At 71.5% G+C, this 21,462-nt stretch carries 20 protein-coding genes and 1 pseudogene; 19 read left to right on the top strand and 2 right to left on the bottom strand.

What is annotated here, in order from left to right; translation table 11 throughout:
- Positions 1–186, bottom strand: a pseudogene (locus QN141_09185) (integrase core domain-containing protein).
- Between the two features lie 118 nt (positions 187–304).
- Between QN141_09185 and QN141_09190 the strand changes: the two are divergent.
- From QN141_09190 to QN141_09225, 8 genes are all read left to right on the top strand, one after another.
- The gene (locus QN141_09190) at positions 305–1,339 is read left to right on the top strand and encodes an LLM class flavin-dependent oxidoreductase (protein ID MDR7558651.1); all 1,035 of its coding nucleotides are present in this window, start codon (positions 305–307) and stop codon (positions 1,337–1,339) included.
- Positions 1,336–2,346: a TIGR03619 family F420-dependent LLM class oxidoreductase gene (locus QN141_09195; protein ID MDR7558652.1), complete on the top strand. Its 1,011-nt coding sequence runs from the start codon at positions 1,336–1,338 to the stop codon at positions 2,344–2,346. Before QN141_09190 ends, QN141_09195 begins: the two co-directional genes overlap by 4 nt.
- Before the next feature lie 2 nt (positions 2,347–2,348).
- A complete protein-coding gene (locus QN141_09200) occupies positions 2,349–3,542 on the top strand; it encodes a Xaa-Pro peptidase family protein (protein MDR7558653.1) in 1,194 nt (397 codons plus the stop codon).
- Positions 3,542–4,789: a pyridoxal-phosphate dependent enzyme gene (locus QN141_09205; protein MDR7558654.1), complete on the top strand. Its 1,248-nt coding sequence runs from the start codon at positions 3,542–3,544 to the stop codon at positions 4,787–4,789. The genes QN141_09200 and QN141_09205 overlap by 1 nt, the downstream gene beginning before the upstream one ends.
- Before the next feature lie 65 nt (positions 4,790–4,854).
- Complete coding sequence (locus QN141_09210) at positions 4,855–6,393, top strand: ABC transporter substrate-binding protein (GenBank protein MDR7558655.1); 1,539 nt, start codon at positions 4,855–4,857, stop codon at positions 6,391–6,393.
- A 13-nt stretch (positions 6,394–6,406) separates the two neighbouring features.
- On the top strand, positions 6,407–7,324 hold the full coding sequence (locus QN141_09215) for an ABC transporter permease (protein MDR7558656.1): 918 nt from the start codon (positions 6,407–6,409) through the stop codon (positions 7,322–7,324).
- Positions 7,290–8,222 carry an ABC transporter permease gene (locus QN141_09220; protein ID MDR7558657.1) on the top strand — a complete coding sequence of 311 codons (933 nt, stop codon included), beginning with the start codon at positions 7,290–7,292 and terminating at the stop codon, positions 8,220–8,222. Before QN141_09215 ends, QN141_09220 begins: the two co-directional genes overlap by 35 nt.
- 2 nt (positions 8,223–8,224) lie before the next feature.
- Complete coding sequence (locus tag QN141_09225) at positions 8,225–8,947, top strand: GntR family transcriptional regulator (GenBank protein ID MDR7558658.1); 723 nt, start codon at positions 8,225–8,227, stop codon at positions 8,945–8,947.
- A 34-nt stretch (positions 8,948–8,981) separates the two neighbouring features.
- On the opposite strand, the gene QN141_09230 is transcribed toward QN141_09225, so the two are convergent.
- On the bottom strand, positions 8,982–9,551 hold the full coding sequence (locus QN141_09230; protein ID MDR7558659.1) for a YSC84-related protein: 570 nt from the start codon (positions 9,549–9,551) through the stop codon (positions 8,982–8,984).
- A 246-nt stretch (positions 9,552–9,797) separates the two neighbouring features.
- Between QN141_09230 and purD the strand changes: the two genes are divergently transcribed.
- From purD to purN, 11 genes are read left to right on the top strand one after another with little or no spacing between them, the layout of a single operon-like run.
- On the top strand, positions 9,798–11,072 hold the full coding sequence (purD, locus tag QN141_09235) for a phosphoribosylamine--glycine ligase (GenBank protein MDR7558660.1): 1,275 nt from the start codon (positions 9,798–9,800) through the stop codon (positions 11,070–11,072).
- Positions 11,072–11,575, top strand: coding sequence for a 5-(carboxyamino)imidazole ribonucleotide mutase (purE, locus tag QN141_09240; GenBank protein MDR7558661.1), 504 nt, complete (start codon positions 11,072–11,074; stop codon positions 11,573–11,575). Before purD ends, purE begins: the two co-directional genes overlap by 1 nt.
- 25 nt (positions 11,576–11,600) lie before the next feature.
- Positions 11,601–12,872 (top strand): adenylosuccinate synthase, encoded by a 1,272-nt coding sequence (locus tag QN141_09245; GenBank protein MDR7558662.1) that lies wholly within the window; start codon positions 11,601–11,603, stop codon positions 12,870–12,872.
- Positions 12,869–14,179 carry an adenylosuccinate lyase gene (gene purB, locus QN141_09250; GenBank protein ID MDR7558663.1) on the top strand — a complete coding sequence of 437 codons (1,311 nt, stop codon included), beginning with the start codon at positions 12,869–12,871 and terminating at the stop codon, positions 14,177–14,179. Before QN141_09245 ends, purB begins: the two co-directional genes overlap by 4 nt.
- Positions 14,176–15,099, top strand: coding sequence for a phosphoribosylaminoimidazolesuccinocarboxamide synthase (locus tag QN141_09255; GenBank protein MDR7558664.1), 924 nt, complete (start codon positions 14,176–14,178; stop codon positions 15,097–15,099). The genes purB and QN141_09255 overlap by 4 nt, the downstream gene beginning before the upstream one ends.
- Entirely contained in the window at positions 15,096–15,431 is a 336-nt protein-coding gene (gene purS, locus QN141_09260; protein ID MDR7558665.1) for a phosphoribosylformylglycinamidine synthase subunit PurS, read from the top strand. The genes QN141_09255 and purS overlap by 4 nt, the downstream gene beginning before the upstream one ends.
- The gene (gene purQ, locus QN141_09265) at positions 15,431–16,144 is read left to right on the top strand and encodes a phosphoribosylformylglycinamidine synthase subunit PurQ (protein MDR7558666.1); all 714 of its coding nucleotides are present in this window, start codon (positions 15,431–15,433) and stop codon (positions 16,142–16,144) included. Before purS ends, purQ begins: the two co-directional genes overlap by 1 nt.
- Positions 16,141–18,360, top strand: a complete 2,220-nt coding sequence (gene purL / locus QN141_09270; GenBank protein ID MDR7558667.1) for a phosphoribosylformylglycinamidine synthase subunit PurL — start codon at positions 16,141–16,143, stop codon at positions 18,358–18,360. The genes purQ and purL overlap by 4 nt, the downstream gene beginning before the upstream one ends.
- The gene (purF, locus tag QN141_09275) at positions 18,357–19,781 is read left to right on the top strand and encodes an amidophosphoribosyltransferase (GenBank protein ID MDR7558668.1); all 1,425 of its coding nucleotides are present in this window, start codon (positions 18,357–18,359) and stop codon (positions 19,779–19,781) included. The genes purL and purF overlap by 4 nt, the downstream gene beginning before the upstream one ends.
- Positions 19,774–20,802, top strand: a complete 1,029-nt coding sequence (purM, locus tag QN141_09280) for a phosphoribosylformylglycinamidine cyclo-ligase (GenBank protein ID MDR7558669.1) — start codon at positions 19,774–19,776, stop codon at positions 20,800–20,802. Before purF ends, purM begins: the two co-directional genes overlap by 8 nt.
- A complete protein-coding gene (gene purN / locus QN141_09285; protein ID MDR7558670.1) occupies positions 20,799–21,443 on the top strand; it encodes a phosphoribosylglycinamide formyltransferase in 645 nt (214 codons plus the stop codon). Before purM ends, purN begins: the two co-directional genes overlap by 4 nt.
- Positions 21,444–21,462: the final 19 nt, after the last annotated feature.

Consider the following 21,462-nt stretch of genomic DNA (forward strand, 5'->3'; position numbering starts at 1 on the left):
GGTGAACCAGTGCCCGTTCAAGCACTCATCGCGTAGCTTTCCGGCGAAGCTCTCCACATAGGCGTTCTGGACCGGCTTGCCTGGCTCGATGAAGTGGAGCTTGATCCCGTGCTCGTAAGCCCACTGATCCAGGAGACGTCCGGCAAACTCTGGCCCACTATCGATCACAATGAGCTCCGGTTTCCCGTATGGGGAAGCGGTTCGTCGATTCGTTGACACGCAGAGGGAGATGCGGGTAGGAGCAGGAGCTTGGTGGATTCCGGGCGAAAAGGGGCTGTCAAACGTCTGACAAGTTTGCGTCCTGATGCGGTTCAGCCTGCTCATCCTGGGCGAACACCCGCCGCAGCCTCTGGCCGGCCTGGTCCGTCAGGCCGAGGCGGCGGGCTGTGACATCTTCTGGTACGCCGACGAGAAGTTCTACCGGGATCCGTTCGTCGGGCTGACCCTGGCGGCGCAGGCGTCGACCCGGATCCGTCTCGGGACCGGCGTGACGGAACCCTACGCCCGCCATCCCGCGCTGCTGGCGATGGCGGTGGCCTCCCTGGACGAGGTGGCCGGGGGGCGGGCGGTGCTGGGGATCGGCGCCGGAGGCAGCGGGTTTCCCCCGATGGGCGTCGAGCGTCGCTCTCCGGCCCGGGCCATCCCCGAGGCGGTGGCCATCATCCGCGGCCTGCTCCGGGGGGAGACGGTCGAGTTCTCCGGCCGGGTGTTCTCCTTCCGGCGGGGGCGCCTGAACTTTCCGGCCCGCCCTGGCATCCCCATCTACGTGGCCGCGCGCGGCCGCGCGATGTTGCGGGCGGCGGGAGCGGTCGCCGACGGGGTGATCATCGCCCCGTACGCATCGCCGCGCGGTCTGCGCTTCGCCATCGACCGGGTGGCCGAAGGGGCGGCAGGTTCCGGGCGCGCTCTCCAGGAGCTCGACCTGGTTGCCCGGGTCGACGTCTGCATCGCCGCTGACCGCGCCGCGGCCAGGCAGGCCGTGCGCTCTGCGGTGGCGCTTCCCATGTGGATCAGTTACCCCAACCTCTCCTATCTCGATCCGCTGGGCCTTCCGCCGCCTCCTGAAGACCTCGTCGCGGTCCTGGCGCGCAGGGACTACGCCCTCATCAGCCAGGCCGCCGCCCTGGTGCCCGACGCCTACCTGGATCATCTCGCCGTGGCCGGCACCCTCGAGGACGTCGTGGCGCAGCTGGATCAGATCCGACGTGCCGGCATCGCCCACATCACCCTGCGGCCCGTCCCGCCTCCCGGCGGCACCGTCCAGGGGGTCGTCGAGGCGCTGGCGCGGGATGTGATGCCGCGCTTTGGGGCCGAGGCCCCGGCGGAGAGGCGGCGGTGAGGTTCGGCGTCGGCCTGCCCACCTGCACCGAGGGGATGATGTATCCCGTGCCCTTCGCCTCTCCGGCCGAGGTGATCCGGATCGCCCGGGAGGCCGAGGCCCTGGGCTACTTTGCCGTCATGGGCAACGACCACATGACCACCCAGCGCTACGTCCGCGCCGAGTTCCCCTCCCCGCCGAACTTCTACGAACCGCTGGTGACCTATGGCGCCGTGGCCACGGCCACCAGCCGGATCAAACTCATGACCGGCGTCATCGTGCTCCCGCTGCGCCATCCGGTGGTCCTGGCCAAGCAGGTCGCCACCCTGGATCAGTTCAGCGGCGGGCGCGTCATCCTGGGGGTCGGGGTGGGCGCCTACCGGGAGGAGTTCGAGGCGTTGTTCCCGGGGTTCGGCGGCGCGCGGCGGGGCGAGATGGTCAGCGAAGGCGTGCAGGCGCTGCGGCTGCTGTTCTCGGAGCGCCGGGCCTCCTTCCGTGGCCGCTACGTGCGTTTTGAGGACGTGGAGATGTTCCCCAAGCCCCGCCAGACGCCGCTGCCGATCTACATCGGCGGCAACGCCCCGGAAGGACTCCGTCGGGTCGCCGCGCACGGCGACGGATGGCTGCCCGCCCTGCTGACCCCCGAGGAGATCCGGCGGGGGCTGCAAGAGATCCGGGACCACGCGAGGGCCCTCGGTCGCGACGTCGCGGCCCTGGATGTGGCGCCGCAGTTCGTGGTGAGCATCGCTCCGACGGTGGAGGAGGCCACGGAGAAGTTCCTGCGGTCGCAGCTGTACAAGCATCTCCTTTCCCTGCAGCGATCGACGCTGCGCGGCCAGACCGTCGAATCCTTCCAGGAACGCAACCTGCTGGGCAGCCCGGAGGTCATCCGCCGGAGGATCAGGGCCTACGCGCAGGCGGGCGTCACCCACCTCTCGGGGCTGCTGTTCGTGGCCAACACGGTGGCTGAGTTCGTGGACAGCATGCGGTTGTTCGCCGAGGACGTCATGCCGGAGTTCGCCGGCTAGGCATGGGCGGCGTCCTTCACCTCCCGCGGGCGCTGGCGGTGATGGAAGAGCGGGGCTGGGACGCCCTGCTGGCCACCTCCCACGAGAACGTCTACTACCTCAGCGGCTTCCGCAGCTTCGGCCAGCCGCTGATCCGCGGCACGCAGGTGTACGCCCTGGCGCGGCGCGACCGGCTCGATGCGCCCGTTGTGGTCGCCCCGGTGGGCGAGATGGACATGGCCGCCCAGTTTCCTCCGCGGGGCGCAGTGATCCCCTACGGGACCTTTCACATCGCGGCGCCGGAAGAGCCGGTGTCGGGCAGCGACGCCCTGCTGGTGCGGTGGGGCATCGATGAGCCCCCCAGGCCGTCGGCGATGGAGGCGCTGCGGGACGCCCTGGGCCGGCTGGACCTGACCGGCGGCGTCATCGGCGTGGACGAGCGGGGTCTGTTGCCCGCCCTCTGGCAGAGCCTGCCGGAACGACTGCCCGACGGGCTCCGGCCCGCGCCGGCGGCCGACGCCTTCCAGGTGATCCGGGCCGTGAAGACCGACCGGGAGATCGAGGTGCTGCACCGGTCGGCCTCGGTGGTCGAGCAGGCCATGGAGCAGGCCCTGGCCTCGGCGGAGGAGGGTGTGCAGGAGCAGGAGATGGCCCGGGTCTTCGAAGGCGCCCTCGTCGCCCTGGGGGCGCGGCCGCTGTTCAGCGTCATCGCCTTCGGCCCGCACGCCGCCTATCCCAACGCGGTCCCGGGGGAGCGGCGGCTGCGGCGGGGAGACCTCATCCGCTTCGACATCGGCTGTCTCTATCAGGGGTACTGCTCGGACATCGCGCGGACGGCGGTCTTCGGCGACCCCACGCCGCGCCAGCGGGACTACTACCGGGCCATCGTGGCCGGCGAAGAGGCGGCGCTGTCCGTGCTGCGGCCGGGAATCGCCGCCTCCGCGGTGTTTGAGGCGGCGGTGGAGGCCACGCGAAGGGCCGGGATTCCCCACTACCGGCGCCACCACGTGGGCCACGGCATCGGGCTGGAGATCTACGATCTGCCGCTGCTGGCGCCGGGCGCTGAGATGAGGCTGGAGGCGGGGATGGTCCTGGAGGTCGAGACGCCGTACTACGAAGTCGGGTTCGGCGGACTGCAGGTCGAGGACACGGTCGTGGTGACCGGCGCCGGCTGCCGCCTGCTCACCGCCTCCGACCGCACGCTGCGGGTGGTGTGATGTCCTCCCTGGTGGGGCTGCGGTGTCTGCGGTGCGGCGCCGACTATCCGCCCGCGGAGATGTTCGCCGGCTGCCCGCGCTGTCTGCGGGACGGACGGCCGGCCAACGTCACATCGGTCTACCGGTACGACGGCATGCCGGTCGGCCGCGAGATGTTTCGAGGACGACGGCGGTCGATGTGGCGATACCGGGAGCTTTTGCCCGTTGCAGGCGAGCCCGTCACGCTGGAAGAGGGCGGCACGCCTCTGGTGGCCCTCCCGCGGCTGGGCGCGCGGTGGGGGGTCCCGGACCTCTACATCAAAGATGAGTCGCGCAACCCCACGGGGTCGTTCAAGGACCGGATGGCGTCGGTGATCGTCACCCGGGCCAAAGAGGCGGGCTACCGGACCGTCGCCATCGCCTCCTCGGGGAACGCGGGGGCGGCTTTGGCGGCCTACGCCGCCCGCGCCGGGCTGACCTGCGTCGTCCTGACCACGGCGGGCGCGCCGGCGGCGCTCGTGGCGCAGATGCAGGCCCTGGGCGCCAGGTTGCTGGCCACCAGGACGGCCGAGGACCGCTGGACCCTGTTGCGGCTGGGTGTGGAGCAGCTGGGGTGGTACGCGGCCGGGAACTACCTGCAGCCGCCGGTGGGCAGCAATCCGTACGGGGTCGACGGCTACAAGACCATCGCCTTCGAAATCCTGGAAGCGCTGGACTGGAAGGTTCCGTCCGCGGTGGCGCTCCCCGTCTGTTACGGCGACGGGTTGTGGGGCGTGACCAAGGGGTTTGCGGAGGCGCGCCAGCTGGGGCTGGTCGAGCGCGCCCCGGATCTCCTCGCCGGTGAGGTCTTCGGACCGCTGGCGCACGCGCTGACCCACCATCTGGACGAGGTGCGCCCCGTCCCCGCGGGCCGTTCGGTGGCCGTCTCCATCGCCGCCGGGATCAGCACCTACCAGGCCCTCCATGCGCTGCGCACCGGCGGGGGCGCGGCCGTCGTCGTCGACGACGAGGAGCTGCTGGCCGTGCAGGGGGAGCTGGGCGCGCAGGAGGGGCTTTTTGCGGAAGTGTCGGCGGTGGCCGCGCTGGCGGCCCTGCGCCGCCGCGCCCAAGACGGCGACCGGCCGGCCGGACCGGTGGTGGCCGTGGTCACGGCGACCGGACTGAAGGATCCCGGGGCGGCGCCGCCGCGGTCCCGGCTCCCGGTGATCGAGCCCACCCTGGATGCCCTGCGGCAGACGCTCCGTGAGGCCTACGGGATGACGGTCTGAGAGCCGGCAGGGTGATGGAGAGCAGGGGCGACGGAGAGCAACGCGCTGAATGCCCGGAGGGGGTGATGCACGTGGCTGGATGGAGGTGGAGGTGTGTCGCGCTGGCGGCGGTGATGCTCATCGCCGGATCGCTGTGGCGCCCGGAGGCGGGTGGTGCACAGCCGCGGGCGACGCGGCTGGTGATCGGGATCGGGTCGCTGCCCAATACGCCCGATCCGCACCTGGACAGCACCGCCAACGCCCTGCCGGCCTACGCGGCGATGTTCGAGAAGCTCGTGGCCTCGGACGGCAAGGGCGGCATCGTGCCGGTGCTGGCGAAGTCGTGGCGGCTGGTGGACCCCCAGACGTGGGAGTTTGAGCTGCAGCAGGGCGTGCGGTTCCACAACGGCGTGTCGCTGTCCGCCGAGGACGTCAAGTTTACCATCGAGCGCGTGCTCGCGCCGGCGACGCGCTCGCCGTGGCTGGGCCGCATCTCGGCGATCGATCGCGTCGAGGTCGTGGATCCCACGCGGATACGCATTGTGACCAAAGCTCCCTTTGCCCCGCTGCTGCAGGGGCTTACAGTCGTCGACATCATCCCCGCCCGCTATTTCCAGGAGCGCGGCCCGGCAGGGTTCGCCGCCGCGCCGGTGGGGACCGGCCCCTTCGTGTTCAAGGAGTGGGTGCGGGCCGACCGCATGGTGTTCACGGCCAACCCGGGCTACTGGCGGGGCGCCCCGAAGGTCGGCGAGGTCGTCTTCCGCGCCATCCCGGAGGATTCCACCAGGGTGGCCGGACTGGAGACCGGCGATCTGGACGTCGCCCTGCTCATCCCCCCTGAGCAGGTCGACCGGCTGAAGGCACGGGGGCTGGAGGTGCGCGCGGTGAACCTGGGGCAGGGGATGGTGGTGAACCTGCGCTCCAACGCCGGCGGGCCCCTCGCCAACCGCAAGGTCCGCCAGGCGCTGAACTACGCCGTGGACAAGGACGCCATCTTCAAAACCCTGTTGCGCGGGTTCGGCCGCATTCTGGACGGCCAGGTGGTGGGTCCGGATGCCTTCGGGTACAATCCCACGCTTCGGCCGTACCCCTACGATCCGCAGCGCGCCAAGCAGCTGCTGGCCGAGGCGGGCTTCCCGCAAGGGTTTGACCTGGTCTTCAACGGCACGATCGGCCGCTACACCAAGGACAAGGAGATCGACGAGTTCATCGTGGGCCAGCTGGCCGAGGTCGGGGTCCGGGCCCGGCTGGAGGTCGTGGAAGGCGGCGTCTACATCCAGCGATTCATCGCCCGCCAGTTCGAAGGCGCATGGATCTGGGCCTGGCAGTACTTCCCGGCGATGGACGCCGACCTGCCGTTGAACTTCTTCGGGTGCCAGGCCGTGGGCAACTTCTTCTGCAGCCCGGCATTCGACGCCCTCTTCGCCCAGGGCCGCGCCAGCACCAGCCCGGACAAACGCGCCGAGATCCTGCGCCGTGCGGCGCGCATCGTGCGCGAGGAAGCCCCGGTGATCTTCCTGGTGCAGACGCCGGGGATCTACGGGGTGCAGCCCAGGGTCCGGGGGCTGGTGTGGGGAGCCGACTACCTGATGAACCTGCACAAAGTCGAGGTCGTCGCCCGGTAGACGGGGGTCAGCGGTGGTCGGCTACCTCGGCAGGCGACTGGTTGATCTGTTGGCGGCCGTCCTCGGCGTGTCCACGATCGCCTTTCTGGCCCTGAGGCTCTCCGGAGACCCCGTGGCGCTGCTGATCACCGAGTACGCGACGGAGGCGGAGATCGCCCGCGTCCGGGCGCTGCTGGGGCTGGATCAGCCCCTGTGGGTGCAGTACGGCCGCTTCCTCTCCGACGTCCTGCGCGGGGAGTTCGGGGAGTCGTTGCGCTTCATCAAGCCCGCGGCGACGGTGGTCTGGGAGACGCTGCCCGCCACGATGACCCTGGCCGTTGCCGCCGTGGCCATCGCCACGGTCGTCGCGGTGCCCCTGGGCATCCTGGCCGCCGTGCGGAGAGGGACGGTGCTCGACGGCGCGGCCACGGTCCTGGCCACCCTCGGCCAGTCCATGCCCTACTTCTGGCTGGGCATCCTGCTCATTCTCGTCTTCGCCGTTCATCTGCGGGTGTTGCCGCCCTTCGGCAGCGGCACCTGGCGCCACCTCGTCCTGCCGGCGGTGACGCTGTCCATGACGCCGCTGGCGCGCACAATGCGGCTGGTCCGTTCCGGGATGGTGGAGGTCCTGGGCCAGGACTACATCCGCACGGCCTGGGCCAAGGGACTGGGCTGGCGGCGCGTCCTGTTCCGCCACGCCCTGCACAACGCCGCGATCCCGGTCGTCACCATCCTGGGGCTGGACTTCGGGACATTGCTGGGCGGCGCCGTGGTGACCGAGACGATCTTTGCCTGGCCGGGCGTGGGGCGGCTGATCGTGCAGGCCATCCAGAGCCGCGACTACCCGGTGGTGCAGGCCGCCGTCTTCTACCTGGCCCTGGTGTTCGTGCTGATCAACCTGCTCGTGGATGTCGTCTATGCGCACCTGGACCCGCGTATCAAATACCAGTGACCGGCCGGCGGAGGCTCCTCTGCCCGCCGAGGGACAGGGTGCGCTTCCGCCGGCGCGGCCGCGCCGGCGACTGCGCCGATACCCGGTGGCGGCGGCGGCGCTGGTCGCGCTGGCCGCCGTGGTCCTGGTCGCCGCCGGCGCGGACTGGGTCGCTCCCTACCCGCCGCTGAAGCAGGAGATCGCCGGCCGGCTCGCGCCGCCCTCCTGGCTGCCGGGAGGGCGCGCCGGGCACCTGTTCGGCACCGACCAGCTGGGCCGCGATATCCTCAGTCGCGTCATCTTCGGGGCGCGGATCTCGCTGACGGTCGCCGTCCTGGCCGTGGGTCTGGCGGCGTCGGTCGGCATCGTGCTGGGGGTGGTGTCCGGCTACTACGGAGGGTGGGCGGACCGCGTCCTGGCCCGTCTGGCCGACATCCAGCTGGCCTTTCCCACGATGCTGCTGGTCATCACGCTGATCGCCATGGTGGGGCCGAGTTTGGTCAACCTGATCGCGGCGCTGGGGATCGGCGGGTGGGCCTCCTACTTCCGCATGGCCCGGGCGCAGGTGTTGACGCTGCGGGAGACGGAGTATGTCCTGGCGGCGCGGTGCGTGGGGGTGCCGGACCTGGCCATCGCCTTCCGGCACGTCCTCCCCAATGCGCTGTCTCCGCTGATCGTGCTGGCCTCCTTCTCCATGGCGCAGGTGATCATCCTGGAGTCGGCGCTCAGCTTCCTGGGATTGGGCGTGCAGCCGCCCACCCCGACGTGGGGCGGCATGCTGAGCGACAGCCGCGACTATCTCTCCCTGGCCTGGTGGCTGGCGGCCTTTCCGGGGGCGGCGCTGACGGTGACCGTGCTGGCCATCAACGTCCTGGGGGACTGGCTGCGCGACATGCTGGATCCCCGCCTGGTGGTGTGACGATGCCCCGGCCGCCGCTCTCCCGCCAGCTCGTGGACGACCTGCGGCGCGAGATCCTGCGGGGACAGTTCGTCGCCGCGGGTCGGCTGCCGTCGGAGGCGGCCCTGGCCCGGCGCTACGATGTCAGCCGACCGACGGTGCGGGAAGCTCTGCAGGTGCTGGAGACCGAAGGACTGATCCGGCGTCGGCGTGGGCGCGGGACGTTCCTCACCTCCAGGCCGGCCGCCGTCACCGCGGGCATCGAGCGCCTGGAGAGCTTTACGGAGACGATCCGGCGCGCCGGGTTTGAGGCGAAGGACGAGGTGCTGGAGATCCGCCCGGTCCGCCTCTTGGCGGCCGTGGCCGGGATGCTGGGCCGGACGGCGGGGGCCGCGGGGATCCTGGTGCGCAGCCTCCGCTACGCCGACGGCATTCCGGTGATCTACTGCGAGGACATCATCCCCGGCGCGCTCGTCGGCGACCCTCGCCTGCTGGAGCGGAGACGGGAGCGGGAGTCGCTGCTGGACTTCTTCACCAACGACCTGCGCATCGAGGTCCGCTACGCCCTCCTCTCCGTGGCCGCCGTCCGACCGCCACGGGGTGTCCGCGCCGCGCTGGCCCTGGCGGGACGGGCGCCGCTGATCCTGCTGCGGGGCACCGCCTACGACGGCGCGGACCGACCGCTCTACGCCTCCTTCAATTACGTGCGCAGCGACCGGTACCAGTTCACGCTCGTCCGCCGGTGAGGGGCGGACCGGGGACGGGAGAGGACGCCCTCGGTTACTTGTTGAGCTTCGTGATCTTCGAGCCCTCGAGGGTCAGGTTGACCATCAACCCCTTCTGGCCGACGACGAAGCCCACAATGGGCTGGTTGATCTTCGCAGAGTCAACGGAGGCGTTGGCGCCGGCATCGACCAGGACGATCGAGCCGTCCACGCCGACCTGCCAGCCCTCGTTGGGGCCCCTGGCCTGGAAGCGGCGGAGGGCGTCGTCGGCCAGGAAGAGGATGATGATGTCCTTCTTCTGGAATCCGACCTGCAGGCCCACCGAGGCGGAGGCGAAACTGTAGTAGGCCACGCTGCGGCCGCCGACCCGCAGCACGCCTTCGCCGTACTCGCCGCCGATCCCGACGCCGACCTTGACGACGTCGGAAAAGATGAGGACGCCTCTGGCCCGCCTGAGGAGGTCGGAGGCGCCTCTGATCTGCTGCTGGAACCGCGCCAGGGCGGCGTCCGCGCCGGCGTTGATCTGCTCGACGGTCCTGGCCTGGGCGGGGCCTGTCAGAGCGAGGGCGGCGGCCAGCGACAGCGCCACCGCGGCAAGCCTTCGCGCTTTCTTCGGTCGACCCATGTGAGCCTCCGTGTTGCGTCGGCTCTAGAGTTCGGCCGGTGCGGGCGTTTTCCCCCAAAGAGGCGTTTTCCTCCGAAGACTCGAGGTGTCGGCGAAGCGCCCCGAGGGGCGCATAAGAGCAAGAAAATACGAACATTGTTGCGCAACTCCACCAACTTCCTTTATAGTACCGTTGCATCCAAACCGATTTTGTCGCATCTCCTGCGGGTGGTAGGCCAAAAGACGAACGTTTGCTGAGGGTAGCGGTTGCGCGCGCTGGTCGTCGGATCTGGGGGTAGGGAGCACGTTCTGGCCTGGAAGCTCACCCGGGACGAGGCCTCGTGCAACCTGCACGCCGCCCCCGGCAACCCCGGGATCGCCCTGCTGGGAACCTGTCACGCGGTCGCCGCCACCGACATCCCGGCCCTGGCGGCATTGGCCGAGGATCTCCGGGCGGATCTGACCGTCGTCGGACCCGAGGCGCCGCTGGCCGACGGGATCGTTGACGCCTTCCGGGCCCGGGGACTGCGTATCTTCGGTCCGACGCAGGCCGCCGCCCGGCTGGAGAGCAGCAAGGCGTTTACGAAGATCCTCCTGCGCGCCCGCCGGATTCCCACGGCAAACTTCCAGATCTTCACCACGCCGGTGGAGGCGCTGACCTACATCCGGCGCCAGAACCGCCCGCTGGTGGTGAAAGCCGACGGCCTCGCCGCGGGGAAGGGGGTCGTCGTGGCCGAGGATCCCCGCCAGGCGGAGCAGGCCGTCCTGGACCTCATGGTCCGGCGCGTGCACGGCGATGCGGGCCGCCGCATCGTGATCGAGGACCGTCTCGAGGGCCCGGAGGTGAGCGTGCTCGCCTTCGTCCACGGTCGCCGGGTCTACCCGCTGCTCCCCGCGCGCGACTACAAGCGCGCGCTCGACGGAGACCGCGGCCCCAACACCGGAGGAATGGGGGCCCTCGCGCCGGCGCGGGCGCCGCTGGCCGACCTGGCGCAGGTGGTGGACGAGATCCTCGAGCCGGTGGCCTCCGCGATGGTGGACGCGGGCTGCCCGTACACCGGCGTGCTGTACGCGGGCCTGATGCTCACCGCAGACGGCCCGCAGGTGCTGGAGTTCAACTGCCGCTTCGGCGATCCCGAGGCGCAGGTGATCCTGCCGCTGCTGGAGGGCCCCCTGGCCGAGGCGATGATCGCGACCATGGACGGAGGCGTTCCCGACCTCCGCTGGTGGGACGGCGCCGCGGTGTGCGTCGTCGCCGCCTCCGGTGGCTATCCGGGCTCCTTCGGGACCGGCTTTCCGATCCACGGTCTGGAGGCCGTCCCCCAGGACGTGCTCGTGTTCCACGCCGGCACCGCGGTCCGGGACGGCCGGATCGTCACCGCCGGCGGGCGGGTGCTCAATGTCGTCGGCACGGGGGCGTCGCTGGCACAGGCGCGGGCGAAGGCCTACGACGGCCTGGCCAGGATCGCCTTTGACGGCATGCAGTTTCGCACGGATATCGGCGCCGCGGTCGAGCCGGCGCGGGAAGGGGTCAGCGTGTGATGAGTCGGCCCGTCGTCGGCATCGTCCTGGGGTCGGAGTCCGATCGGCCGCTGATGGAGGAGGCGACACGCACCCTGGCGGAGTTCGACCTCCCCTGCGAGGTGGTCGTGGCGTCCGCCCATCGGGCGCCCGATCTGGTTGATCACTACGCCCGAGCGGCCGAAGAGCGCGGCCTCCGCGTCCTGATCGCCGCCGCGGGCGGAGCGGCGCATCTGGCCGGAGTGATCGCCGCCCGCACGGTGCTGCCGGTGATCGCCGTGCCCCTTGCGGCGACCCCCCTGGGGGGGCTCGATGCGCTGCTCTCCGCGGTCCAGATGCCGCCGGGCGTCCCCGTGGCCACGGTCTCCATTGGGGCGTGGGGAGCGCGCAACGCCGCGCTCCTGGCCGTCGAGATGCTGGCCCTCTCGGATGCGGCGCTGCGCGCGCGTCTGCGGGAGTTCAAAGCCGCCATGGCCCGCAAGATCGAGGCCGCGTCCGGCTTCAGCCCGGGCGTCACGCGGTAGCGGCGCGCCGGAGAAGGGAGGGGGCATGGCGGTCACGGCGGTGGTCGGCGGGCACTGGGGAGACGAGGGGAAAGGCAAGGTCGTCGATGCCCTCGCCGCCCGGGCCGACATGGTGATCCGCTACAACGGCGGCAACAACGCCGGCCACACCATCGTGGGCGGGCAGGGGGTGCTGCGGCTGCACCTGGTGCCTTCGGGGATCGCCCATCCGGCGGTCGATTGCCTCATCGGTCCCGGGGTCGTCGTCAACCCGATCGCCTTGCTGGAGGAGCTCGACGCCCTGGAGCGCGCCGGCATCTCGACGGCCCGGCTGCGCATCTCCACCCGCGCGCACCTGGTCTTCCCCTTCCACATCGAGCTCGACGCCAGGATGGAGGAGGCGCGCGGCGGGCGGGCCCACGGGACGACGCGGCGCGGGATCTGGCCGGTCTACGCGGACAAGGCGGCGCGCGTGGGCGTCCGGGCGGGCGACCTCCTCGAACCGGCGTTTCTGCGGGAGCGGCTGGAGGAGATCGCCGGTCGCGCCTCGGCGGCCCTGGGCCGGACGGTGGATCCCGAGGAGCTGGAGGTTCAGGCCCGGGCCTGGGCCGAGCGTCTGGGTCCGATGATCGTCGATACGCACCCCATCGTGCGGGAGGCCCTGCGGCGGAACGCGCGCATCATCCTGGAGGGCCACCTGGGCGTGATGCGGGATCTGGATTGGGGAGTGTACCCCTACGTCACCTCGTCGACGTGTCTGGCGGGCGGGGCGTGTGCCGGGGCGGGGATCCCGCCGCAGCGCATCACGCGGGTGATCGGCGTCGTCAAGGCCTACACCACCGCGGTGGGAGCCGGGCCCTTCCCGACCGAGCTGCCGCACGCTGTCGCCGAACTGCTGCGGGAGCGTGGACAGGAGTACGGCACGTCCACGCGGCGGCCGCGACGGTGCGGCTGGTTCGACGGGGTGGCGGCCCGCTTTGCCGCCGAGGTCTCGGGGTTCACCGACCTGGCCGTGATGAAGCTCGACGTGCTGGACGGGTTCGAGACGGTGAAGATCTGCGTCGCCTACCGCGACGGCGGACGGGTCCTCGAGACCGTCCCGCACACGGCGGTGATGGAGCGCGTCGAGCCGGTCTATGAGGAGCTGCCCGGATGGGAGCGGACCTCGGACGTCCGCGCCCTGGAGGACCTGCCGGACGCGGCGCGGGCGTTCCTGGAGCGGATCGAGCAGGTGACCGGCGTGCCGGTGTCCATGGTCGGGGTCGGCCGGGAGCGGGAAGCGCTCGTTCCGATCCCGGTGGTGGGAGGCGTGGTGTGATCGACCGCTATACCACGCCCGAAATGGCGCGCCTGTGGGCGCCCGAGACGAAGTTCGGACTGTGGCTGGAGATTGAACTGCTGGTCTGCGAGGCGCAGGCGCAATCCGGCCACGTGCCCCGGGAGGTTGCCGAGCGTCTGCGCCGGACGGCCAAGGTCGGGACGCCGGCCCGGATCGACGAGATCGAGCGGACGCAGACGCAGCACGACGTCGTGGCCTTCCTGCGCTCGGTGGCCGAGGAGACCGGACCGGACGCGCGCTATCTGCACCTGGGGCTGGGCTCCTCCGATGTGGTGGACACGGCGCTGTCCGTCCTCCTGGTGCGCGCCGCCGACCTGCTGCTGACGGAGCTGCAGAAGGTCGGCGAGGCCCTGGCCCGCCTGGCCGCGGCGCACCGCCACACGCTGATGGCCGGGCGCACCCACGGGATGCACGCCGAGCCGACGACCTTCGGGTTGAAGGCCGCGCTGTGGTACGACGAGATCCGCCGGGCCGGCGAGCGGCTGAGCCGGGCGCGGGAGCAGGTCCGCGTCGGGAAGATCTCGGGCGAAGTCGGCACCTACGCCCACCTCGATCCCGCCGTGGAGGCCTACGTGTGCGAGCGCCTGGGGCTGCGGCCCGCGCCCGTCTCCTCGCAAATCCTGTCGCGGGACCGCCACGCCGAGTTCCTGGCCGCCGTGGCCATCGCCGGCGGGACGCTGGAGGAGATCGCGACCGAGATCCGCGGCCTGAGCCGCACCGAGATCGGCGAGGTGGAGGAGCCGTTTCTGGCCGGCCAGACCGGCTCGTCGGCCATGCCGCACAAACGCAACCCGATTCTCTGCGAGCGCATCACGGGGCTGGCCCGGATCCTGCGCGGGTACGCCCAGGCGGCGATGGAGGACCAGGCGCTGTGGGGCGAGCGCGATATCTCCCACTCCTCCGTGGAACGGATCGCCGTGCCGGGGGCGACCGGCCTGCTGCACTACATGCTGCGGAAGATGGCCGTCGTGCTGGAGGGCCTGCGGGTGTATCCGGACCGCATGCGCGCCAACCTGGAGCGGTCCGGAGGGCTGGTATTCAGCCACCGGGCGCTGCTGGCGCTGCTCCGGCGGGGCCTGACACGCGAGGACGCCTATCAGGTGGTCCAGCGGGCGGCTACGGCGGCGCTGGAAGGCCGGGCCTCCTTCCGCGACGAGCTGCGGCGCAGCGGGCACTTCGACGAGGCCGAGCTTGAGGCGCTCTTCGACCACGCCGCCTATCTGCGGCACGTGGACCATGTGTTGGCCCGCCTGGGGATCGGCCGGACCGCGGAGGTGAGACGATGACGACGGCGGCGACACTGACGGAGAGCCGGCTCCCGCTGCCGCTCCACACGCGGGGCAAGGTGCGGGACGTGTATGCCGCGGAGGACCGCCTGCTCATCGTGGCCACCGACCGCCTCTCCGCCTTCGACCACGTCCTGCCCACCCCGATCCCGGACAAAGGGCGGGTGCTGACGCAGCTGTCGGCCTTCTGGTTCACCAAGACCGCCGATCTGGTCCGCAACCACCTGTTGACCGTCCGGCCGGAGGAGATCGTCCGACAGCTCCCCGCGCTGCAGGCGGTCCCCCGCGACCTGCTCGACGGTCGGGTCATGCTGGTGGAGCGGTGCGCGCGGATCGACGTGGAGTGCGTCGTCCGCGGCTACCTCACCGGGTCCGCCCTCGAGGAGTACGCGCGGGACGGGACGGTCGCCGGCGTGCCCCTGCCGCCGGGGTTGCGCAACGGCGACCGGCTGCCGGAGCCCGTCTTCACGCCGGCGACGAAAGCGGCGGTGGGGCACGACGAGACCATCACCTTCGCCGCATTGCAGGAGGTTGTGGGACGCGAACTGGCCGATGCCCTGCGCACCATCAGCCTGTCTCTCTATCGACGCGCCGCGAACCACGCCGCGGCGCGCGGACTGATCCTGGCCGACACGAAGTTCGAGTTCGGGATGCGGGACGGCGAGGTCGTCCTCATCGACGAAGCCCTCACCCCCGACTCGTCGCGTTACTGGGACGCCGCCCACTACCCCGGCGCGCTGGTCGCCTTCGACAAACAGGTCGTCCGCGACTATCTCACCCGCATCGGGTGGAACCGCGAGCCGCCGGCGCCGGCGCTGCCGGCGGACGTGGTCGCCGCCACGCGGGCGCGTTACCTGGAGACCTATACCCGGCTCACCGGGCAGTCGCTGCCGGAGAGGACGACCACCGAGGAGGCATGATGGGGACGATCCGCATCATCGTCACGCTGAAGCCGGGCATCCTGGACGCCGCAGGGCAGGCCGTCCGGCGGGGGTTGCAGGCCCTGGGCTACGATCAGGTCGGCGAGGTCCGCGTCGGCCGCTACATCGAGGTTACCGTGTCCGACGGCACCAGGCCCGAGGAGATCCGGCAGATGTGCGAGCGGTTCCTGGCCAACCCGCTCATCGAGCAGTGGCGCCTCGAGCGCCACGAGCCGGCCGCCGGGCCCGCCCGGGGCCGCCCGGCGCGCGGTCCCCGCCAGGACGCCGTCCGGACGTCCGGACGCAAGACCGACCGCCCGGGAGTCCACTGATGACGATCGGCGTGGTCGTCTTTCCCGGCAGTAACTGCGACCGGGACTGCGTCCATGTGCTCCGCCACGTGCTCGGACAGCACGTCGTCGTGGTCTGGCACGAGGAGACCAGCGTGGCAGGTCTGGACGCGGTGATCCTCCCCGGCGGGTTTGCCTACGGCGACTATCTGCGCGCCGGCGCCGTGGCCGCCACCAGCCCCATCATGGCCGCCGTCCGGGCGTTCGCCGCCGGGGGCGGGCCGGTGCTCGGCATCTGCAACGGGTTCCAGGTGCTCCTCGAGGCCGGGGTGCTGCCCGGGGCGATGCTGCGCAACCGCGGCCTGCAGTTCCTGTGCCGGCCGGTACATCTCCGTGTCGAGTCCACCCGTACCCCGTTTACCCGGACCCTGAGGGAAGGCCAGGTCCTGCGCCTGCCCATCGCCCACGGGGAGGGCAACTACTACGCTCCGCCGGCGCTGCTCGAGACCGTGGAAGCGGAAAAGCAGGTCGTCTTCCGCTACTGCGATCCGGACGGGCGCATCTCGGCGGAGGCCAACCCGAACGGCTCGCTGCGCAACATCGCCGGGATCTGCAGCCCCCGGGGAAACGTCCTGGGCCTGATGCCGCACCCTGAGCGTGCGGCGGAAGAGATCCTGGGGTCGGTCGACGGCCGGCTGATCTTCGAGTCGCTGCTGGCCTCTCTGCACTCCCGCGCGCCGGTGACGGCCGGATGAGCACGACCCTGCCCCGCCTCGACCCCGCCGCCGTCGGCCTCACGCCCTCCGAATACGAAGAGATCCGCCGCCGGCTCGGCCGTGAGCCGACCGCGCTGGAGCTCCAGTTGTTCGGGGTGATGTGGTCCGAGCACTGCGGGTACAAGCACAGCAGGCTGACGCTCCGCGCGCTGCCCGCCGGCGGCCCCGGCGTGCTGCGCGGCCCGGGGGAGAACGCCGGCGTGGTGGAGATCGGCGAGGGCTGGGCGGTGGCCTTCAAGGTGGAGAGCCACAACCATCCCAGCGCCGTCGATCCGTACAACGGCGCGGCCACCGGGGTGGGGGGAATCATCCGCGACGTGCTGGCGATGGGCGCGCGGCCCATCGCCTTGCTGGATTCGCTCCGCTTCGGCCCCCTGGACGAACCCCGGGCCCGGCGCCTCGCCACCGGCGTGGTCGCGGGGATCGCCGGTTACGGCAACTGCATCGGCGTGCCCACCGTGGGCGGGGAGATCCACGTCGACCCGCGCTACCGGGGGAACCCCCTGGTCAACGTCGTCTGCCTGGGTCTGGTGCGCCGCGACCGCGTGGCCCGCGCCCGGGCCAGTGGACCGGGCAACGTGGTGATGTACGTCGGGGCCCGCACCGGTCGCGACGGGATCGGCGGCGCCGCCTTCGCCTCCGGAGAGCTCGACGAGCGCTCCGAAGGGGAGGACCGGGCCTCCGTGCAGATCGGCGATCCCTTCACCGGCAAACTGCTGATCGAGGCTACCCTGGAAGCGCTGGAGGCCGGCGGGGTGGTCGCGCTGCAGGACATGGGCGCCGCGGGGCTGACCTGCGCCGCGAGCGAGATGGCCGCCCGCGGAGGCGTCGGCATGCGCCTGGATCTTGATCGCGTGCCGCTGCGTGAGAGCGGGATGCGCGCGGACGAGATCCTGCGCAGCGAGTCGCAGGAGCGCATGCTGCTGGTCGTCCGGCCGGAGGCGGCGGACCGGGTCGCCGCGGTCTACCGCCGGTGGGGGCTGGCCGCGGTCGTAATCGGCGAGGTCACTGCCGAGCCGGTCCTGCGCATTTTCCATCGCGACGGCCTGGTGGTCTCCCTGCCGCCCTACGCGCTGGCCGAGGCGCCGGGTTACCGGCCCGCCGCGAAGGAGCCGCAGCGACCGCCGGATCTGTGGTCGCTGGATCCGCTGCCCGAGGAGCGCGATCCCGAGGAAGCCCTCCGGAGACTGCTGGCCTCGCCGGGGATCGCGAGCGCGCGGGCGGTGTACGAGCAGTACGACCATGCCGTCCAGGTCCGAACCGTGGTGCCCCCCGGAGCCGGCGATGCGGCGGTGCTGCGGATTCCGGAGCTGGCGCCGAGGGGGCTGGCCCTGGCCGTGGACGGAAACGGATCGCTGTGCGCCCTGGATCCCTACCGCGGCGCCCGACGCGCCGTGGCGGAGTGCGCCGCGAACCTGGCCTGCGCGGGCGCCGTACCCCTGGGGGTCACCGACGGCCTCAACTTTGGGAACCCCGAAGACCCCGAGGTCTTCTGGACATTCCGCCAGGCGGTGTGCGGGATCGCCGACGCCTGCCGGGCGCTGGAAATCCCCGTCGTCGGCGGCAACGTCTCCTTCTACAACGAGTCTCCCGAGGGTCCCATCCCCCCCACGCCGATTGTGGCCATGGTCGGGCTGGTCGAGGATGTTCGGGTGGTGCCGCGGATGTCCTTCCGCGGCGAGGACGACCTCATCGTGCTGGTCGGCGATCCCGCAGGCGATCTGGCCGCTTCGACCTACCTCCGCGAGGTGCACGGCCTCGATCGCGGCCGGCCGCAGGATGTGGACCTCGATCTCCACCGGCGGGTGTTGCGCGTGGTCCGGGAAGCGGTCCGGGCGGGCCTGGTCCGCTCGGTGCACGACGTCTCGGAGGGCGGATTGGCCGTGGCCCTGGCCGAGTCCGCCATCGCTGGCGGCATCGGCGCGGAGATCGTGCTGCCCGCGGCGGCGCGCCGGGACACGGTCCTTTTTGGCGAGGCCCCGTCGCGGATCATCCTGAGCCTGCGGGAAGAAGACCTCCCCGCGCTCCGTACCCTCGCCCGGGCCTCCGACGTCCCGATCACCCTCCTCGGCCGCACCGGCGGCGACCGGCTGCGGATCGCCGTGGCGGCCGAAGCCTCGCGGCGGCATGCCATCGACGTGCCGCTGGATACCCTCCGGCGAGCGTATGAGGCCCTCGCGGAGGTCTTTCGATGACGTGGTGGGAGTCCGACGCCCCTCGCGAAGAGTGCGGCGTGGTGGGCGTGTGCGCCACCGGCGGCTCGGCCGCGCCCGTCGCCCACCTCGCCCTGTACGCCCTGCAGCACCGCGGGCAGGAGAGCGCGGGCATCGCCAGCAGCGACGGGCGCGGGATCTGGGTGCACAGGGGCATGGGATTGGTCTCGCAGGTCTTCGACGCCGATCGGGTCGCCGGGCTGCCGGGGCCCCTGGCCGTCGGCCACGTCCGGTACGCGACGATGGGCAGCGCCCGGCTGGAGAACGCTCAGCCCCTGGTGGTGGCCTCCCCGTGGGGGCCGCTGGCCCTGGCCCACAACGGCAACCTGATCAACGCGCCCCTGCTGCGGGCGGAGCTGCAGGCCGGCGGCGTTGCGTTCCACTCGACGACCGACAGCGAAGTCATCGCCCAGGTCATCGCCCACGCGCCGGTCCCCAGCCTGGAGGAGGCCGTGGCCTACGCCATGCGGCGGATCGAGGGTGCCTACACAGTCGCCCTGCTCGCCTCAGGCCGGGTGCTCGGCTTCCGGGACGCCTACGGCATCCGCCCGCTGGCGATCGGCCGCAGCGCCCAGGCCTACCTCCTGGCCTCCGAATCCTGCGCCTTCGACCACACCGGGGCGACCTTCGTGCGCGATGTAGCGCCCGGCGAAGTCGTCGTCATCGACGAGCACGGGATGCGCTCGCACCGGCTGCTGCCGGCCCGGCGCGAGGCCCAGTGCGTGTTCGAGTACATCTACTTCGCCCGTCCCGACACCGTGCTGGCCGGCCGCAACGTCCACCTGACCCGGCGGCGGATGGGGCGGATCCTGGCCCGCGAGCATCCGGCGCGGGCCGACGTGGTCATCGCCGTTCCCGACTCCGGCACCTCGGCCGCCCTGGGCTTCGCCGAGGCGTCGGGGATCCCGTTCGAAGTCGGCCTGATCAAGAACCGGTACATCGGCCGCACCTTCATCCAGCCCGACCAGGCCCGGCGCGACCTGGGCGTGCGCCTGAAGCTGAACCCGCTCCGTGAGGTGATCGACGGCCGGCGCGTGGTCCTGGTGGACGACTCCATCGTCCGGGGGACCACCAGCGGGAAGATCGTCGGGATGCTGCGCCGGGCGGGGGCGACGGAGGTCCACGTGCGGATCTCCTCGCCGCCGATCCGCTTCCCGTGTTTTTACGGCATCGACACCAGCAGCCGGGGAGAACTCGTCGCGGCGTCGAAGTCTGTAGAAGAGATCCGCCGGATGATCGGCGCCGACACCCTGGGCTACCTCAGCCAGTTGGGACTGGTCGAGGCGCTGCAGCTGGCGCGAGAACGGTTGTGCATGGCCTGTCTCGACGGCGCCTATCCCACCGCTGTCCCCGAGGAAGCGCTGGCCGGGCGTCATGCGCTCGAGGGGGCCCCGGTTGGGTAGTGACGGCCTGACCTATCGAGAGGCGGGGGTGGACCGTGCGGAGATCGCCCGCGCCCTGGGCGCCGTTGCGGACCGCGTCCGCGGCACGTTCACGCCCCAGGTCCTCGGCGACCTGGGACAGTTCAGCGGCCTCTTCCACCTCCGCCGTTATCGCGACCCGGTGCTGGTCTCCACGATCGACGGCGTGGGGACGAAGGGGCTGCTGCTGCGCGAGGCCGGCCGGCTGGCCGTGGCCGGCCGCGATGCCATCGTCCACGGGGTGAACGACGTGGCGGTGCTGGGAGGAACGCCGCTGTTCGCCCTGGACTACATCGCCGCGGGGCGGCTCGAGCCGGCGGAGGTGACCGCGCTGCTGGAGGGGATGGCCGCCGCCTGCCGGGAGGAGGGCGTGGCCCTGGTGGGCGGCGAGACGGCGCAGATGCCGGGGGTGTACACGGCGCAGGGGCTGGATGTCGCGGCCTGCGTGGTGGGCGTGGTCGAGCGCGACGAAGTTGCCGACGGCGCGAAGATCAAACCCGGCCACCTCCTGGTCGGCCTGGCCGCGGACGGCCTGCACACCAACGGCTTCTCCCTGATCCGGGAGGTCATGGCCCGCCGGCGCTGGGCGCTGGACACGGTGCCCGAGGGGCTCGGCGTCTCGCTGCGGGACGCCCTGCTGGTCCCGCATCGCTCCTACCGGAAACCGCTGCTGGCCCTGGCCAGGTCCCAGTTGCTGCGCGGCGCCGCCCACATCACCGGGGGAGGCATCGCCGCCAACCTCGTCCGCGTTCTGCCGGACGGCTGCCGGGCGGTGGTGGACACGCTGACGTGGACCGTGCCGACTCTGTTCGCGGTCCTGGCCCGGGCCGGCGGCATCGAGACCGGGGAGATGTGGGGGACGTTCAATATGGGCGTCGGCGCCATCGCCGTGGTGCCGCGGGAGCGGGGGCGCCTGGCCGTGGACATCTGCCGGGCCAACGGCGCCGAGGCCTGGATCATCGGCGAGGTGGTCGCCGGCGAGAGGGGTGTTGAGATTCGATGATCCGGATCGGCGTCCTGGCCTCGGGAGCCGGAACCAACCTGCAGGCCATTCTCGACGCCTGCGCTCGGGGGGAGATCGACGGGCGTGTGGTCGTGGTCGTCTCCAACAACCCCAAGGCGATGGCCCTGGACCGGGCGCGGCGGGCGGGGATCCCGGCCGTGGCCATGCACCACCGGGCCTTTCCCGACCGCGACACCTTTGACGCCAAACTCGCCGAGATTCTCCACTCCTATGAGGTGGACCTCGTCTGCATGGCCGGCTTTCTGCGCATCCTGGGCTCCTGGTTCATCGGCCAGTTCGCCGGCCGCATCATGAACATCCATCCGGCGCTGCTCCCGTCCTTCGGCGGCCTGGGGATGTACGGCGAGCGCGTGCACCGGGCTGTGCTGGACAGCGGGGCCAAGTTCTCCGGCTGCACGGTCCACTTCGCCAATGAGGCTCCCGACGGGGGCCCCATCATCCTCCAGGCGGTCGTCCCCGTGCGCGACGACGACACACCGGAGACGCTGGCGGCGCGGATCGCCATAGAAGAGCACCGCCTCTACCCGGAGGCGATCCGCCTGTTTGCGCAGGGACGGTTGAAGGTCGTCGGTCGGCGCGTCCACATCCTGGAGGCCCGCCAGCCGGCTCCTGTGGAGTAGGGGACGCCGTGCCGCAGCG

The organism is Armatimonadota bacterium, from assembly GCA_031459765.1.
Lineage (GTDB): Bacteria > Sysuimicrobiota > Sysuimicrobiia > Sysuimicrobiales > Kaftiobacteriaceae > Kaftiobacterium > Kaftiobacterium secundum.